Annotated in this window: 22 protein-coding genes; 8 read left to right on the top strand and 14 right to left on the bottom strand. The window is 43.1% G+C overall.

Features of this window, described 5'->3' with window-relative positions:
• Positions 1-61: 61 nt before the first annotated feature.
• Positions 62-550: a hypothetical protein gene (locus tag ABIA61_RS16250; protein WP_283653915.1), complete on the top strand. Its 489-nt coding sequence runs from the start codon at positions 62-64 to the stop codon at positions 548-550.
• Between the two features lie 56 nt (positions 551-606).
• On the opposite strand, the gene ABIA61_RS16245 is transcribed toward ABIA61_RS16250, so the two are convergent.
• Complete coding sequence (locus ABIA61_RS16245) at positions 607-1314, bottom strand: phosphodiester glycosidase family protein (protein WP_404580999.1); 708 nt, start codon at positions 1312-1314, stop codon at positions 607-609.
• A gap of 246 nt (positions 1315-1560) precedes the next feature.
• Between ABIA61_RS16245 and ABIA61_RS16240 the strand changes: the two genes are divergently transcribed.
• The gene (locus ABIA61_RS16240) at positions 1561-2547 is read left to right on the top strand and encodes an aldo/keto reductase (protein ID WP_283653913.1); all 987 of its coding nucleotides are present in this window, start codon (positions 1561-1563) and stop codon (positions 2545-2547) included.
• A 78-nt stretch (positions 2548-2625) separates the two neighbouring features.
• Here ABIA61_RS16240 and ABIA61_RS16235 read toward each other — a convergent pair whose 3' ends face one another.
• Positions 2626-3249: an acetate uptake transporter gene (locus ABIA61_RS16235; protein ID WP_137060860.1), complete on the bottom strand. Its 624-nt coding sequence runs from the start codon at positions 3247-3249 to the stop codon at positions 2626-2628.
• Positions 3250-3360: 111 nt separating this feature from the next.
• Positions 3361-4563 (bottom strand): glycosyl hydrolase family 28-related protein, encoded by a 1203-nt coding sequence (locus ABIA61_RS16230; protein WP_404580998.1) that lies wholly within the window; start codon positions 4561-4563, stop codon positions 3361-3363.
• Between the two features lie 193 nt (positions 4564-4756).
• Here ABIA61_RS16230 and ABIA61_RS16225 point away from each other — a divergent pair, with 193 nt between their 5' ends.
• The 4 genes from ABIA61_RS16225 (at position 4757) to ABIA61_RS16210 (ending at position 7498) form a co-directional block, all read left to right on the top strand.
• The gene (locus ABIA61_RS16225) at positions 4757-5425 is read left to right on the top strand and encodes a hypothetical protein (RefSeq protein ID WP_404520588.1); all 669 of its coding nucleotides are present in this window, start codon (positions 4757-4759) and stop codon (positions 5423-5425) included.
• Between the two features lie 70 nt (positions 5426-5495).
• Positions 5496-5852, top strand: a complete 357-nt coding sequence (locus tag ABIA61_RS16220) for a nucleotide excision repair endonuclease (protein WP_404580997.1) — start codon at positions 5496-5498, stop codon at positions 5850-5852.
• A gap of 110 nt (positions 5853-5962) precedes the next feature.
• On the top strand, positions 5963-6907 hold the full coding sequence (locus ABIA61_RS16215) for a helix-turn-helix transcriptional regulator (RefSeq protein WP_404580996.1): 945 nt from the start codon (positions 5963-5965) through the stop codon (positions 6905-6907).
• A 66-nt stretch (positions 6908-6973) separates the two neighbouring features.
• Positions 6974-7498, top strand: coding sequence for a DinB family protein (locus ABIA61_RS16210; protein ID WP_404580995.1), 525 nt, complete (start codon positions 6974-6976; stop codon positions 7496-7498).
• Here the strand turns inward: ABIA61_RS16210 and ABIA61_RS16205 are convergent.
• From ABIA61_RS16205 to ABIA61_RS16190, 4 genes are all read right to left on the bottom strand, one after another.
• Positions 7431-7967: a Crp/Fnr family transcriptional regulator gene (locus tag ABIA61_RS16205; RefSeq protein ID WP_404580994.1), complete on the bottom strand. Its 537-nt coding sequence runs from the start codon at positions 7965-7967 to the stop codon at positions 7431-7433. The genes ABIA61_RS16210 and ABIA61_RS16205 overlap by 68 nt on opposite strands.
• Before the next feature lie 36 nt (positions 7968-8003).
• Positions 8004-8744 (bottom strand): SDR family oxidoreductase, encoded by a 741-nt coding sequence (locus tag ABIA61_RS16200; RefSeq protein ID WP_283653906.1) that lies wholly within the window; start codon positions 8742-8744, stop codon positions 8004-8006.
• A 29-nt stretch (positions 8745-8773) separates the two neighbouring features.
• Positions 8774-9352 carry a TetR/AcrR family transcriptional regulator gene (locus tag ABIA61_RS16195; protein WP_283653905.1) on the bottom strand — a complete coding sequence of 193 codons (579 nt, stop codon included), beginning with the start codon at positions 9350-9352 and terminating at the stop codon, positions 8774-8776.
• Between the two features lie 137 nt (positions 9353-9489).
• The gene (locus ABIA61_RS16190; RefSeq protein WP_134911868.1) at positions 9490-10035 is read right to left on the bottom strand and encodes a glutathione peroxidase; all 546 of its coding nucleotides are present in this window, start codon (positions 10033-10035) and stop codon (positions 9490-9492) included.
• A 203-nt stretch (positions 10036-10238) separates the two neighbouring features.
• Here ABIA61_RS16190 and ABIA61_RS16185 point away from each other — a divergent pair, with 203 nt between their 5' ends.
• Positions 10239-10970 (top strand): YheC/YheD family protein, encoded by a 732-nt coding sequence (locus tag ABIA61_RS16185; protein WP_283653903.1) that lies wholly within the window; start codon positions 10239-10241, stop codon positions 10968-10970.
• A 94-nt stretch (positions 10971-11064) separates the two neighbouring features.
• On the opposite strand, the gene ABIA61_RS16180 is transcribed toward ABIA61_RS16185, so the two are convergent.
• The gene (locus ABIA61_RS16180) at positions 11065-11421 is read right to left on the bottom strand and encodes a VOC family protein (protein WP_283653902.1); all 357 of its coding nucleotides are present in this window, start codon (positions 11419-11421) and stop codon (positions 11065-11067) included.
• A 126-nt stretch (positions 11422-11547) separates the two neighbouring features.
• On the opposite strand from ABIA61_RS16180, the gene ABIA61_RS16175 reads away from it, so the two are divergent.
• A complete protein-coding gene (locus ABIA61_RS16175) occupies positions 11548-11685 on the top strand; it encodes a hypothetical protein (RefSeq protein WP_404580993.1) in 138 nt (45 codons plus the stop codon).
• 323 nt (positions 11686-12008) lie between these two features.
• On the opposite strand, the gene ABIA61_RS16170 is transcribed toward ABIA61_RS16175, so the two are convergent.
• From ABIA61_RS16170 to ABIA61_RS16145, 6 genes are all read right to left on the bottom strand, one after another.
• Positions 12009-12536 (bottom strand): nuclear transport factor 2 family protein, encoded by a 528-nt coding sequence (locus tag ABIA61_RS16170; protein ID WP_283653900.1) that lies wholly within the window; start codon positions 12534-12536, stop codon positions 12009-12011.
• A 207-nt stretch (positions 12537-12743) separates the two neighbouring features.
• A complete protein-coding gene (locus tag ABIA61_RS16165) occupies positions 12744-12968 on the bottom strand; it encodes a hypothetical protein (RefSeq protein WP_283653899.1) in 225 nt (74 codons plus the stop codon).
• Between the two features lie 21 nt (positions 12969-12989).
• Positions 12990-13172: a hypothetical protein gene (locus tag ABIA61_RS16160; protein ID WP_152643799.1), complete on the bottom strand. Its 183-nt coding sequence runs from the start codon at positions 13170-13172 to the stop codon at positions 12990-12992.
• A gap of 649 nt (positions 13173-13821) precedes the next feature.
• Positions 13822-14415, bottom strand: coding sequence for a hypothetical protein (locus tag ABIA61_RS16155; RefSeq protein ID WP_283653897.1), 594 nt, complete (start codon positions 14413-14415; stop codon positions 13822-13824).
• A gap of 239 nt (positions 14416-14654) precedes the next feature.
• Complete coding sequence (locus ABIA61_RS16150; protein WP_283653896.1) at positions 14655-15299, bottom strand: hypothetical protein; 645 nt, start codon at positions 15297-15299, stop codon at positions 14655-14657.
• A gap of 869 nt (positions 15300-16168) precedes the next feature.
• On the bottom strand, positions 16169-16294 hold the full coding sequence (locus ABIA61_RS16145) for an aspartyl-phosphate phosphatase Spo0E family protein (protein WP_235332259.1): 126 nt from the start codon (positions 16292-16294) through the stop codon (positions 16169-16171).
• Between the last annotated feature and the right edge of the window lie 257 nt (positions 16295-16551).

The raw sequence follows: 16551 nt of genomic DNA, 5'->3' as shown, positions 1-16551 counted from the left end.
GTTCCTGCCCACGTCTTAATAGTGAATCGTATTTTATAAACCAGATTAGGGAGGATCACTTATGAAAAATAGAGTTTCTGCCCTTGCCCTTATCTTGCTTGCAGCAGCATTATTGTCGGCATGTTCTAAAACAGAATCGGTTACGTTGGTTAACGAATCTAACGAATCGGTAGCTCAATCTATTTTTGATTTAGATCGTCTGGAAAGCACAACGGTATACACGGGGCGTGCTAAAATCGAAAGTATTGAAAAGATTGAAAAAGAAGTAGAACAACCATTAGCTGCCCCCACCATGGACTATTTGATCCGATTTGAACAGCCTGTTCAATTTGCTAAAGGACTGCCCAAAAGTGATGATCCAACCGAAAAGCCTATCCAGTCGGTGTATATATCTGTTCCAGATACACATATTTATAAGCAGATGGATGATCAGCGCAGGCAATTAATCAATCCAGCAGAATTACAGGTGGGGGAACCCATTGAAGTCTCTTATGTGTACCCTGTAACACCTGTTTTCCTGGCATTGGAAATCATCGTGCTGGATGAATGATAAAGGAGGCTGGTAAGGCCTCCTTACTCCTATGGAAGCACATTACATCGTAAGGCTTAGGTGATATTAATGAGTTTTACCATGTTGTAGATATAACGTGTTTGCTCATACTTCACCATAGTGCCTGCAGAGTTTTTAACTTGAATACCGGTCGAGCCTCCACCATCAAGAAGAATGGCTTCAAAGCAATCCTGTTGGATAAAATAATTGCGAAGCTGTTTCAGAGTCGCATTTTCATGAACAACCAGGTAGACCTGCCAAATATTATTCACGACTTTGAAGCCTAGGCCAGTTCGCCCGGTGGAGTCGGTGTATCGCAAGGTTCCATTCAAATCGAATTTTTCAATATCTTTTAAAGCCTCAAGCCATTCTTTTTCCTCCATCTTCAGCGACAGGCTGCCGCCGCTAATAATAGACTTATACGTAATCGAAGTCCCCATTTGTTTTTTGAGATCCGTCACACTTGAAGCACGGGTAATCCCCATTTTTGTTTTGTTGCTCTCCGTGTACACAAATGCTGTACCCCGGCTATTCCCTTTGGCATTCGCCTTGCTGTCATGGGTATTATTGGGTGTGACCGCAATGGATAGGCAATCCGTCGGCGGCTTTGTTGTGCTGATGGGGTTGAAGAAGCCCCCATTAATCCCATAGTCGGTTTGCTGTGTGATCCGGCTTCTAATATTTTTATTTTGAATATTCGAAGCTGGCGTAATGATCACATGAAAACCATCGGACGTTTTGGTATAAGAGTAGTTTGTTGGCATTATGGGCAACCTCCGGGTGAAGTATTTTGAAACCGAATCTCGCGCGATAATTCGTTTCTCATATATATAGGAAATTTACAGCCGTCTCTTACAACCTGGAAATCAAATTTTTCTAAAAATATTTGATATAGCGTGTACTGAGACAATGCTTGACTTCAAGTTAACTTTAAGTAGTAACATACTGGATGTAACGTGATGGTGATCAGAAAGGCCGATGACATTCTTTTGATATAGGAGTGATGGAAATTGAAAAAGAAACAACTGGGTAAAAGTGACCTTAAAGTATCTGCACTGGGTCTGGGCTGCATGGGAATGTCCGAATATTATGGAGAGTTGAATGATCAGGAGTCGATCAAAACGCTTCATCGTGCGTTGGAATTGGGGATCAACTTCTGGGATACAGCAGATGTCTATGGTGTAGGAGAAAATGAAAAATTGATCAGTCAAGTCCTGCGGAGCCACCGGGATGAGGTGGTATTGGCTACCAAATTCTCCATTATGCGCGGAGAGGATGGGGGATTCTTGGGTGTAAACGGCCGTCCTGAATATGTGAAGGAAGCGTGTGACCGCAGTCTTCAAAGGCTGGGTGTAGATGTCATTGATTTGTACTACCAGCACCGTGTCGATCCGAATGTACCTATCGAGGAAACGGTCGGCGCGATGAGTGACCTGGTTCAGGCGGGTAAAGTCCGCTATTTGGGACTGTCCGAAGCTTCTCCTGCGCTCATTCGACGCGCCCACAAGGTGCACCCGATCACAGCCCTGCAAACGGAATACTCCTTATGGAGCCGGGAAGCGGAAGATGAGGTTATACCCGCTTGCAAGGAGCTGGGAATTGAGTTTGTAGCGTACAGTCCGCTGGGACGCGGTTTTTTGAGCGGGCAAATTCAGAAGTTTGATGATTTTGCAGAAGATGATTTCCGTCGTACCGTGCCACGCTTTCAGCCTGAGAATTTCCAGAAAAATCTCGATCTCGTACAGCATATTAAGGACCTCGCTGCTCAAAAAGGGGTCAAGCCTTCTCAACTGGCCTTGGCATGGCTACTTGCGCAAGAGGGAATTGTACCGATTCCAGGCACCAAGCGGGTTACTTATTTAGAGGAAAATGCGGGGGGAGTCGATATCTCTTTATCTACGGAGGAAATGGAAAATATTAACGAGATCATTCCCAAAGGAATGGCAGCTGGCCTTCGTTATGCGGCAGAGCGGATGCCGAATTGGCAAGCAGAATAATTCCAGCTTTATAACCCAAAAAGCCGTCCTTAACGCGGATCGGCGCGAAAGGCGGCTTTGCGGGGCTTACATATACAGCTATGGTCGTGGTTTGAAAATACCGAAGGGACGTCCTACAGGCAGGAACGTACGGCCAAAATGTGCATTCAGAACAGCGGCTCCTGTACCGTATAGCGAGAGTAGACCAATACCCATTTCAGCATAAGCGGCGATGGTATGGAAAATCTCTGGTGCAACGCCGAATGCATCAAAGCTAAGACCGAGGAACAGAAAATCAATCAGGACAAAGATAAAGAATAGGACCTTATGCGTCTCCATCGCTCCAATGGTCATGAACAGCGTGAAGATGAGGTAGCCGGCAAAGGCAAAGCCGAGCTGCTTACCGTCTACAGCAGACGCCAGCTCAGGGCCGAATACGCCCATTTTGATCATCCAGCTACTGGCTACGGCTAACCAGAAGAAGGCGTAAGCACCAAAAGCCGTCATGCCAAAGGTGTTGTTATGCTTTGCATCCTGAATGCAGGCAAACAGCTGTGCAAAGGCACCAAGGAAGATAGCCCAAGGGATGATGAAGCTCAAGCCCTCAGTGAGACCGAGCTTTTGGGATGAAGCGACAAGCGTTACAATAGCCAAGCCAAACAGACCGATCGCGCTCGGATCGGCCGTTACGATTTTTACGTTAGAATGAGATTCGTTTTGCATGAAAAAATAGAAGCCTCCAATAATGTTCAAGTACGCGTCAATCTGCCGATGCCAGAATCACACTGACATATTGTAACGGAAACAGAGGAACTCGCATAGTACATAATTCTGCTAGCGATTGCGGTTGCCTTTATTCACATTATTGCTCCCACCCTCAATACTGACTGATTTGCCTGAAGTATCTGTGATGTTGTCCTTAATTTCATTGGAGCTGGAATCGGTGACACGTATTCCTATGTTGGAAAATCCGGAGTACGTGGTCATTTCGTTACCAATAATTTTGTTGTTGTTTGCGTTAGCAAGGCGAATGATTGTGTCAGGATTAAGTGAAGAATTGGTTTGAAAAAACTCATTGTCTGTAAAAGTATTGCCGTCCGATTGAACCAGAAGACCTTGCAGGGATGCATTTTTTATCGTATTTTTGTATACATTATTGTCTGTTGCTCCAGTCAGTACAAAGATTCCCCGAGGATAATTTTCAATTACATTATTGTTGACGGTGTTGTGGGCACCGCTATTAGGGATACGAATGCCAGCATATCCGTCGGATTGATGGGTTTTGTTAATAATTTGGTTTCCGGTGACCGTTGTGTAGGTTGCGCGTGACAGATTGATTCCACTGCCGCCGCCCGAATTGGTAATTTGGTTATTCGTAATTTTGACGTTACGGAACTCGCCTGCCGGATAGCTTTCATGTCCGGTGGCAATGGCATGTCCATTATTCTGGTCAAAGCGGCTGTTGGTAATCTCTGAATCTCTCGTTCTGCGAAGAAGGGCTCCGATTGTGGTATCGCTAATCTCCACGCGATCCAGCGTGAGGTGCGAGACGGCCACATCTATAATCATACCGCCTACCTGACTTTCGCCACGAGCTTCACGGTTCGCACGGTCTGCGTCAATGGTGAGATTCGATAACTTCACGTCTAGTCGGTCAGAATTGTTTCGTAGAATCGGATTCCCAATCACGTATTGGTTTTTAGACCCTGTTTTTTTGAAAATCGTTTTGCCCATTCCGTCACCGTTCAGACTCACCCCGGCATATAAACGGATCGAATCGTCGACCAGATATGTACCTGCCGGGAAGTACACGGTTCCCTCTGTACCACGATCATAAAAATACTTCAACGCATTTTGGATTTCCCTGGATTGTGATGAATTCGAATTGGGTTTAACGCCAAGATCCTTGGCATTAATTACATTGTCGGCTGCTTGGGCCACATGCGAGCTTCCTCCTATAGAGCCTTGAATAACGAGTGCAATGACAGCTACCAGCAATAAGCTGAGCCTGCCCTTGCGATTAAAAATACTAGACATTGTAAACACTCCTCCTAACAAGATTGTTGAAACAATTACATAATTACCCTTAATGTATCGGTTAAAATGGGTTTTATTTCAAGTCTTTACTACAATAAAATTACAGAGCCACTAACTTTCAGCTTGCTTTAATTTTATTTTCAGCTTGACTGGGTACAATCAAGGCAATTTTCCTTGGGAGGACACATAACGAATGAAAACGAAAAAGACCGTTTGGATTCCAGCAATAATCGCAGTGACGGCAGCAGCTCTGCTCGTAATCTACTATTACTACATGTCTTCGGTTTCCGGCGGCGGACCTGGTCCGCGACCGCCAGAAGGCGGCGTAAGTAACCTGCCTACAGGGCCTGTGGGCAGACGTCCCGGTGGAGAAGGTGGGGGCAATGGGGAAATATTCAAGACTTTGGGTACGATCTCCGTATTCCTTGGCGCGGCCGCTTTTTCTTGGTTCTGGTTTAAGAAGAAGCTAAGATCGCCATCGATATGGGTCAGAAAAGCCGGGAAGTTGTTACATTCCCTGCATAAGCTGCTGGGTTGGGCGACCTTGATCCTGATTGCTGTTCACGGTATCTATTTCTTGATTACCAAGCTTCAAGATCACAAAACCTACACCGGGCTTGCGGGCTTTGCCATTCTGCTGGCAATCGCCGGGTATGGCTTCTTCATTAACAAAGTTCGTAACAAGTGGATGCGGACCGTGCATCGTTTGCTGGGATTGCTTTGGGTTCCCGTGTTGCTGCTACATGCTGGCGGATCCGCGATCATGGCGGTCATCGCCAGCCTTGCAGTGGGGGTTCTTGTCTGGGTACTGGAAAGAATGGCAGGCAAAACGACGAAGCCTGTCCCAGGGGACGCTCTCTGACTATCTTGAATGGTGTTACGTCGGGATTTGTGATAATATTTACACTTATATAAAATGAGGAAGTGACAAAGTGATAAACATAACGATTCCAATCCCGGACATCACGATTACCAAACAGGTTAACCCTGAACTGAGCCATATTTACGGATTTACAGATTTCCACCTGATTCCCAGAGATAAGAGTGGTATTTTTATGTTTTACAACGCGCAGGAGGAATTATTGTTCGTTGGTAAAGCAAGAAAGCTGAGACAAAGAATCAAAAAGCATTTTGAAGACACCGTATCGCCGATTAAGGCGAATCGCAACGAAGTGGCGATTATTGAGGTTTGTATTGTAGAGGATGCGGTAGAGCGAGAAATCTATGAAACCTACATCATCAATTCACAGAAGGCTAAATATAACGTCGAGAAAGTGTTTTTTAAGTAATGAAGTAACTTTCGTGTGAACATAAAGAGCAATAAGTCGCAGTGATTGTACTGCCCTTATTGCTCTTTTGTATTACTGTATTTAGATCCTTCCAGAGAGGGTGACGTGGTATGAATAAAACAGACCGTCTGCTAGCGATCTTGCTAGAGTTGCAGCGTAAGGATATTTTACGAGCCGAGGATTTGGCGGCTATATTCGAAACGAGTGTAAGAACCATCTATCGGGATATTCAGGCTCTAAGCGAATCGGGCGTACCGATTGTAGGAGCGCCGGGCATTGGATATTCCTTGATGGAGGGGTACTTCCTGCCCCCAGTGAGCTTTACCGTAGAAGAGGCTGTGGCATTGCTAATCGGGACGGATTTTGTCGAACAAAAATTTGATACAGATTACGGGACCAAGGCGCAGGCTTCCCGTAGGAAAATTGAAGCCATTTTACCGGAGAGCGTTCGCAGGGAAGTTTCCCGGGTGCGTACAACCATCAGACTGCTCGCGGTAGGTGAAGGGGCAAACCATAGAGAGAAAACTTATTTGGAAACGCTGCGTCTCGCTATATTGGAACAACGGAAGGTACGATTCGGCTACTCCAAAAGAATGCCAGAGGCTGACGGGAATCGTCAAAGTGTGCGTGTGGTCGCCCCCTATGGTCTTGTACTGACTCATGGTTCATGGGTTTTGCTTGGTCAATGCGAATTGCGGCAGCAGCTCCGCCACTTCCGCTTGTCCCGTATGGACGAGCTGACCGTGCTGGAGGACAGGTTTCAGCTCCCCGCCGATTTTAAATTGCAGGATTACAAGCAAGCAGATGATCGCCATATATATGTTCGCATACTAGCCCGTCCTGAGATTGCTGATAAAGTGAAGGAAGCGAACAATTTTTACATGGAGGCTGTAGAGGAGCATCCGGATGGACTGCATGTACTCTTCCGTGTCAGACAGCCGGAGGAACTACTGCAATGGATACTAGGGTGGGGTGCAGATATGTTCGTGCTGGAGCCTGAATCGCTCCGGGATCGGGTACGAACGGAAGTCGAAAAAATGTTGAAATGCTACTGACATAAGGCTGTCAGTAGCAATTGTGTATAGTAAAGCTACTTGAAGGAGAGGGGCAGTTAATAGTATATGAATACAACAACCGAAACATTGCAGCGTTTTGAACAAACGGTACAACACTATCTTCTTGAATTGGACCACTTTAGCTTGGAGCAATTGCAGTACACACCACAGGAAGGCGAATGGTCGCTTGGACAAATGTACCTTCATTTGGTGAACTCTGCTCTTTATATGCATCTGAAGAACATTGATCTTTGTCTAAAGCCAGATGGAGAGATAGGGACTAAAACGGAGGCAGGCACGGCCATTTTTGATCTGGGAGGCTTTCCGCCCGTGCGTATCCAGGTCCCGCCATCCCCGCAGTACACTCCCCAGCAACCGACTGGCAAAGAAGAAATTGTGGAGGGATTAAACGTTGTAATTGGAAAAATGAGAGAGATTGAGCCGAACGTTGGGGAAACAGCAGGGAAGTCTACCGTTTCTCATCCCAGATTCGGCGCGTTGAACGCTGGAGAGTGGTTTACGCTTATCGAGATGCATTATCGCCATCATCTTTTGCAGAAGGAGCGCTTGAAGCACGCAATAGCCGATTAATCGTCTCCCGGCGCAGCCCGATGAACTGGCCGATTTCCTCCTGCGTCAGCACGTCCGTTAACGTGGCGGGGGCAATATAGGAGTGGAACCAGCGTTGAAGCTTCCGAAGCTTCTCGGCAGGTGACACCTCGGTGAGCTGGTCAATTCGTTGCTGCATCATGCGCAACTTGTCCTGTAGCTGCAAAGCGATAGCCCGACATTGAGCCGGGTCCTGCTCCAGCGCCTGATACCATTCTTTTTGCGACAGAACCTCAACCTCAGAGGTTACCAGCGCCACCGCTGTACCATAATAAGGATTGGGGCTGATCAGGGAGTGGTGCGGGATGATTTCATCGGGCACAATAACGTTGACTAAAATTTGTGAGCCGTCCTCATGGACTCGGATGATTTTTAACAAGCCACTCTTTAACAGATACAGAGGGCCGGATTCTCCTTGTCGAAATAGGGTCTCCCCTTTGTGTAATATCATGAACGTGAACAGCCTCCATTTCATGTATTTCGGTTTTTAGATGAACCCGCCGTTGACGCGGATCGTCTGCCCGGTAACCCATTGTGATTTGGCGCTGACCAGGAACTCAATCACATCCGCGATATCCTCGGGTTCACCGAGACGGCCGAACGCATTCATTTTTTTCATACCTTCGATCTGCTGCTCGGTTTTCCCTTCTTGAAAAAGCTCGGTATTCACGGGGCCGGGAGCCACGGCGTTGATCGTAATTTGTTTGCTTCCGAACTCCTTGGCAAGCTGACGGGTAAATTGCTCAACGGCGCCTTTGGTACCCGCGTATACGCTATACGAAGGAAACATTTGTCCAATCACGGATGTGGAAATGTTCACGATTCTTCCGTAGTTCTCCATATGCTTCATCGCTTGCTGGCAAGCAAAGAAGGTGCCTTTTACATTCAGTGCAAATTGTTTGTCAAAATCGGCCTCTGTCACGTCTGCAAGCGGCTTGGTGATCATCAGCCCTGCGTTGTTAACCAGAATATCCACTTTTCCAAATTCAGTAATCGTACTTGTAAATAATGCTTCAATATCACTCATCTTGCCCAAATCAGCGTGAAGTGCTATGGCTTTGCCGCCTTTTTGAATAATGCCCTCCACGACTTCTTTGGCTTTGTCCGGGCTGCTGGCATAATTGATGATTACATTAGCGCCCAGATCAGCCAGCTGCTCGGCAATGGCACGTCCAATTCCTCTGGAGGAACCGGTAATAATCGCTGTTTTTCCGTCCAAATGCTTCATATGTGCTTAACCTTCTTTCCATATATTTTTTAAGAGATTCCTTTTTCTAAAAGCGCCCATACATCCGAAAACTCCTGGTCAATCGCAGGATTCTTCCATTCGTAAGCATGAGCGGGATGATGGAAACGGGCTGTGGCATAGAAAAGGGTACGCGCCAGTTGGGCTGGCTGATCCGATGTGATGCCCCCGCGTACAATGATGTCAGCGAGCTGATCTACAATGTGGGCGATATGCTGGTCGATTAAATCAGTGGCTTGCTCGGTGACCCGGGTATACATGTCGAACATTTCCTCGTCATCGCGGGCATAATACTGCTTGAGTTCGATCAAGGTCTGTGTATATCGTTGTAAATGCGGCGTTCCCAGCAGGGATGAATCCTGACACACCTCCGTTAACGGAGCGATAATCTTTTCATTCAGCCATTTTTCGGTCACGCCTTCAAGAAGCTCGGCTTTGCTTTTAAAATGTCGATAAATGGTGCCATGACTTACTCCCAATACTTTGGCAACATCGGTCACGGAGGTTTTGGCTACACCAAAACGTCTAAGTGTGTCTTCTGTAGCGATGAGAATCTGTTCCTTGGTTAAAATATCTGAGGATTTTTCCATAGAGACACGGTCAAGTTGCCGTGTGAGTCACCTCCTTAAAGTCAGGATATCAAAAAGAGTATCAAATGACAAATATTTATTTTTGTCATTTGATACTCTTTTATTTTTAAACTAATTTAAAGGAATAAACTGAAACCCTACAACAGTGATTCGATGACAGAATCTATTTCAAAGGGCTCCGTCGTTGATTCAAATCTTCCATTTACATGACCATCGCGATCGATCAGAAACTTGGAGAAATTCCACTTGATCCCGTCGCCAGCGTATATTTCCGGATACTTATCCCTCAAGAAATCCTCCATCCATTGACCGTCCTTGGTTTGGGTATCGAAGCCTTGAAACGGTGCCTGTTGTGTCAGATATTGAAATAAAGGATGAGGAGATGGACCTCTTACATCCGTTTTCTCAAATAGCGTGAATGTTACTCCATGGTTAATTTGGCAGACTCCCTGAACTTCCGAATTGCTACCCGGCTCTTTTTCATTGAATTGGTTACAAGGAAACGCGAGAATTTCAAAACCCTGTTCCCGTCGACTTTCATAGAGCTTCTGTAGATCAGCGAATTGACGGGAAAAGCTACATTTGCTGGCTGTGTTTACGATGAGGAGAACTTTCCCGCTGTAGTCTGACAGTTTAATCGGCTTCCCGTTAATTGAGGTTGCTTGAAAATCATAAATAGACATATTAAAATCCCTCCTCATATTACTTTTTATACATCATATATCCAGAGTGTCTATTGGTCTAATATATTATTCGAATGACCTTTATAGGTAGAAGGGGATTTGCCTCTTTCATATCAAACTGTGGCATTCGCCGTTACCAAGATAGAATATGGATGCATATTCATGTAATGCGTGCAAAAACCCAACAGAATCGAGGGATACTCGTGCCCATTGGAAAGATGATTCAATATAAGGAAATGCGACAACATCCCGTTTTAAGTTCTTATCTGCCGGAGACCCGTTGGATTAGCAATGCAAGAACTTTGCGCATGCTGGACGAATATCGGACGGTTTTCATTAAGCCTAATTATGGAAGCGGGGGGACTGGTATTATACGGGCCAAAAAGCTGGGGAGGAGGTATGAGATTCGTTGCGGCTCCAGTCGAAGAATTGTCAGATCCCACGCGGTGAGAAGAGCGATCAAAACCCATCGGAGGCCTCATCGCCGTTATTTGGTACAGCAAGGACTTCGGTTAGCGAAGTACAAAGGTTCGATTTTTGATGTTAGAGTGTATATGCAGAAGCCGGATTCGGAATGGGTCATTTCAGGAATAACCGGTCGTGTTGCCGCACCCCAAAAAGTGGTTACCAATTACCGCAAAGGAGGACATGCGGCACCATTGTCCAAAGTGCTTTTAAAGGTCTTTAAAAATGACAGAACGAAAATGAAAGAGACTCTGGATCAGATCATCGAACTTTCTAAAATGGTTGCCGACACGATAGATAAAAATCATCCGTTTCGCGAGCTGGGTATTGATCTTGCTATTGAGAAGAATGGTCAAATCTGGATTATCGAGGCCAATCCGCATCCCGGACATAAGTTGTTCAAGCAGCTCCCCAATCATAAGATGATTCACAACATTTTGAGAAACAAACGTCGGATTGAAAAACATTAGTATAAAGTTATACTCCATTTTTCAGCCTGAATCCGGCCCTCATCAAGAGCCGAATTCAGGCTGATGTGTTATTTTGTCTTGTTTTATAGTGTGGTCATTGGCCTCGCGGTTCAACATATTCAATAAAAGTGCCATCCGGGTGCTCTACAAAAATACTCGGCCCCACAGGACCGTGCTGATCCCTTACAATCGGGGTCCCTTCTGCGGCCAGAATGGCTTTAAGCTCTGTCATGGAGTCCACATACACTACAGAGCGCAGGTTTTTGGCAAGCTCCAAAGCTTGCTCGGTCCCCGAAACGATGACATAGGGATAGACCGAGGCTAATTGAAGCTCGGCGTCGGGAATAGCCCATTGTCTGTCTGACGGCTTTCCTGTTATTTTTTCATAATGGGCTACAGCCGACTCCAGATTACTCGCAAATACGGGAATAAAATGATCTGTAATATTCATAATTTCATCCTCCAGTTGAGTTGTACATAATGGTGGTATTTTATGTAAAAAGAAGCCGCTCAAAATCATGAGAAGGCTCCTTATTACGGATAATGGTTCAGTTATCCGTCGAACTACCTAAACTGAATGAAAGAATTGTTTGATATTCGTTTACATGAGGCTGCGGAAAAAGAATATAACCAGCTGGATGGTTCAGTTCTTGATGAGGTCAATAAAGTCAATGAAGGAGTTAATATTCCGGTATGGAAAAGACAATATGATTAGAATGGTGAAGATCATTATAGGAGCAGACTACTCCCCCTGCTCTTGTCTTGCCTGCTCTCCTGCTCACCGATCCAGAAGCCAAGCGCGAGTAATGCTAAAAAAAAAAAAGACGCTTCTGGTTTCCCAAAGACGTCTTTAATAATCTTCAATCCATAAAGATACATATATAAATAAGACGTAAGCTAGAACAAAGAATGTAATCACACTAAGGGGGATAATCCAAGTAAGATGAGTCTTAAATGGTGTTAGCATTTTCTGGATAGTCGGCAGAGATCTATATTCTAATTCTTCTAAATCTTCCTCCGCTTCTTCTTCATCTCTAACTAAAAGTTCACTCCATAACTTGTAAGTTCAACAGCTGATGGCTTGACAGACGATGTACTATTCTCTTTTGATTGAGACTGAATTAATTTTTCAACCTTTTTGCTTTTTGTCTCTTGCCCGCCTATCAGTACCTTCCAACTATCGCCCTTTTTAATGATGGGGTATGTGACTGTATTTATTGAACCATCATCTTTTCTAGTTAATTCAACCGTAGCAGTATAGGTGCCATCAGAAGCTGAAACGACATTTTTGATGCTGACATCAGAAAATGGATTATTGCTTACTGATTCCTTATACTCTTTCAATTGTTCCTGTTCGCTATTAAATCTCGTATCTATCACCCATTTTGCGGCTTCCGAAGCATCTCCGGATATTGCGGCTTCCACATAGTTTTTTATTGATTGTTTGGCTAATTCTTCATTAGAAGCACTCTCGGCGCCAGTAAGACCAGGAAATACGGACATTGCAAGCAAAGAAATCAATAACATTGTCTTTTTTATTTTACCATTAAAGCTTGAAAATTTCATTAATATTCCATCCTTTCTTTTTTTAGATAAATATACCTTACGTCGTTTTGGAATAAATGTTCACTACAATCATGTAAAAAAGTTCAATAATAATGAGGCCGCCACCTGAATACAATTTACTTGTTATCTTCTTCCTTAACATAAGTAGCGTCATATGCAATAATTACTTTGGTTTTATCTGTAGCCTCTGAAACATCGTAAACTACTTCATTTTGACTGAAGTGTTTTTACAAACAATCCATCCTTCGTTTTGATCCTGTCAGGATGATTAAGTTGTTCTACAACATCGGCCGGAACTGGCTCGTAAGTAACACTTTCCGATTTTCTAAGGATATCAGCTTCGGCATTTACATTATTTATAATACATCCAGTGAATGCAACAGCACTCACTGTTAAAATAGCCAGCATCCAAGTTATTGGTTTTAATTTCATAGAAACCTCACAAATTATTATTTATTTTGTATATCCATTTCCAGATATAGAAATTCCGCCAGAGTGATTTCCAATGAGTAAATACACTGGGTTATCTGATGTTCCTTTAGGAACATTATAAAATGTAATTGTTGTCTTATTGCCGTCACTAATATTGCCATAAACCTGAACTGTATCAGATTTATTTTTATAATCTTTAGTCATGAATTGATAGTTAACTCTAGCTGGTTTACTAGAACTATAGGTGTCCTGTACTAAAGTAACAGAAACTTGCCCAGATCTATGAGTAGGTAAAGGGCTTGGCATGTGAAATAATATTATAAATATATTGCATTGTTATTATAATTTTTTATCAATGGTAATCATTTCAATAATAATTATATCACACGATTTCTGTTTTTCTACGCAAATGTTCAATAATCCCCTATAAATGAATCCCCTCTCCTAGATAGCTAACCTTACAAAGCTTTTAACAAGCTTGTATTGCCATTTCCTTTAGGTTAAAGGATAGGTTTTATGGGTCATTGGTTGGTTTTTGAAATTAATATTTATAGACAGTATGAACACTTTCTCTATTAAACAGACATTTAACATTCACTTTAACGAAGAAGCAAAATTGATAATTATAGGGAGTGTTTCACTTGTTCTAAGATGTAATTTCCAGAAATGAGATTAATTTATTGAAAATATATACATTAATTAATCTGTGGTCAATTTATTTTTTACATAAATACATTCTTTTGAATTATTTGATATGATTAAGCTTTTCTCAAACTACAACGTGAACCCTAAGAAACAACGCAAAGAAGTCTCCAGACCTGAGGCCCAGAGCTTTCTTTGTTTAGGTCAGTTATTATTTTGCGTCCGAAGGCAATGAACCGGCTACGCCCCAAATTTCCACATTAACTTTGTTTGTACCACCGCGGAACTGAATTGTATATCGTCCAGAACGCAAACCGTCCGAAATTCCCGCATCAGTACTTCTCCAAACTGTTTCACTGTTTTTGCTGATTGTCTTGCCGTCAACATACACTTTACCAGAATCGTTGTGCTGTACAGTAAAATCAACCGGGGCATTAACATAGTTCCTAATGCGCAATTTAACATGCCCAAAACCCTTAGGAACCTCGAAGCTACCTGGTGCAGTTGCACTTCCCCCTACAGTAAAGTTAAAAGAATTCCCCACGCTCTGAGGAGTTACTACATGGTCACCAGTAGTTGTTGTACTTGCATCTTGGGTCGCTGTAGTGGATATATTCGCAGAAATCCTATCAGGATGATAAAGTCTGTCTAGTACGTCAGCAGGGGGAACAGGATCGTAAGTAACGCTTTCGTTTGGAATAGGGGCATCGTGATCAGCAAGCACACTATTTGTAATAACAACAGTTAATACACTAGCACTTACTGCCAAAATAATGAGCCCCCAAGTTGTTGCTTTGAATTTCACAGCCACACATCCATTCTAATTATTTTGTAAACCCATTTCCTGATATGAAAAGTCAATAGGCGTGACAAATCCCGTCCATTATTGAAAGAATAGGATAGGAAGTGTAACTGTTGAACATTCAGAATCTCACGAACTAAAAAGGACGCTCCAGATCAATTCCAGAGACGTCCTTCGTGACTTTTCTGTTTTTCAGTAGCATTGTTTTAAAAAATCAGAAAGTTGCTGGCCCTACTCAGTTGTTATTGGTAAGCAGGTGCAAGGTAAGTATTGCGAACATTCGTAGCGACAAAATCCCATGAGCTTATTCTTTGTCCAGTGTAATCATCATACTGAACGGCTCTATACTTTTTAAGAGTTAAGTCAGCCGAAACCCCTAGTCTACTAAATCTACTCGGGTCTGCCGGGATTTGCGTTGCTACTGAATACAAGTACGAAACTCCGACAGTAAAAGATACATCGTCGTATTTTAGCGTAGTAGAAGCGGTATAGGTTTCCCCACTATTAACTGTATAATTACTTGCTTTGGCCCAGTAAGGAGTATTCTTATGATAATTGATAAATTGGTGATCTCTTGTAGTACCTGAAATAAACGTGTTGTCAATGTGGGTACTGGAAGGCCGTATTACAGAGTCGACAGCTTCTAACTGGACTGTGGTATTCTTATCATTTGAGGCAGCTACGTAAGAATCATAATCTTCTTTTGTCAAAAAGGACACTACATCGCCGTTATCCAAAGAAACCGTTTTATAGGCTCCATCAACCACAATAGTCGCAGAAACAACATCCGGTTGGGGTACTGCTGCATCATTTTGTGCTGCGTAAATGTTAGGTGTACCCACAACAAAAAGCAGTAAAGCAGAAAGAATAATCGCGAATTTTTTCATAAGATTTCCTCCTGGTCATATATTTACATTATAATGATAACAATAACATCTGTTTTGCGGACGTTTTATCACACTTCATAAAGGAGAGATATACATGTATTCCGTAAGCGGCACCATAGCTTTAATATCAAGCATGTCTATGTTCTGGCTTTTATACTATTTAGAACACATCAGTTCCGCAGGGTTTAATGATGCTTTTTACTTATTCCCACTGATCTTAATTGTTCTTTGTATTTATTTTTATTGGAAGGATCATGATGCAAAAAAGTAGGTGATCCTTCATCTCATTATCCAGACACTTATATCCCCTCCCTTCTTGACCGGTTGATGCACACATTCGGTCTTGGGTGGCATTTTCGCTGCCCTTGACCCGGTCACTCTACCGATTGATCTTGCTTCGTATGTCACTACATTTTCACAGCCAGGACTCCTTTCCAAACAAGTAGCTTAAATACCTTGTTAAGTGATATTTATACAAATTCCTATGCACTATTGAAGTAGATAGGAGGTGTATACATCTTGCGTTACAAAAATACATAAATTTTTAATTAATGGTAATCATTTCAATAATAATTATATCACACGATTTCTGTTTTTCTACGCAAATGTTCAATAATCCCCTATAAATGAATCCCCTCTCCTAGATAGCTAGCCTCACAAAGCTTTTAACAAGCTTGTATTTCCATTTCCTGTTAATGTATTTTTATTTTAAAAAATCCATTATATAGAATGATTATATTAGTTAGATGAGAGGAGGGATAGTTCCGCATAAACAGCATCCGTTTTATTTACTTGAACGAAACCAGCGTCATGCTAAGGCAAGAAAAACAATGTAGGTGATGTGGCTCTGAAAGCATGAGGATGTTTGGTTATATCAGTTGGGTCAGCTTCTTGGTCTGGAACATACGGTTGTACTGATTTATCAGTTCATCCAAAAGCATAGACTGTTCAAGCACACAGGCATGTCCGAAACCATACTGTTTCGTACAGATCATGCAATCGTTGCCGGGCATCTTCCAACTGTTGATTTAACGTTTCATCTGTATTCATAGCGCATTTCCTCCTAATGTATCTCATTTTAGGATGGAATGTGGAAATATGAATGGCTGTTTTAGCAATCAAAAATCAGCAAAATATAGCAAAAACGTGCATACTGCTGCGGTAAGAATTGTTGTGTGTACATATCCGTAGATGAAACTTCCTGATACGCCGTAATTTGAGGTTCAAAGCGCTGGAGAATATGATCCACATC

It is taken from the genome of Paenibacillus sp. RC21 (assembly GCF_044907935.1).
In the GTDB taxonomy this organism is placed as follows: Bacteria; Bacillota; Bacilli; order Paenibacillales; family Paenibacillaceae; genus Paenibacillus; species Paenibacillus terrae_A.
The sequence above is the reverse complement of the archived record's forward strand: the minus strand, read 5'-3'. Positions and strand labels throughout refer to the sequence as shown.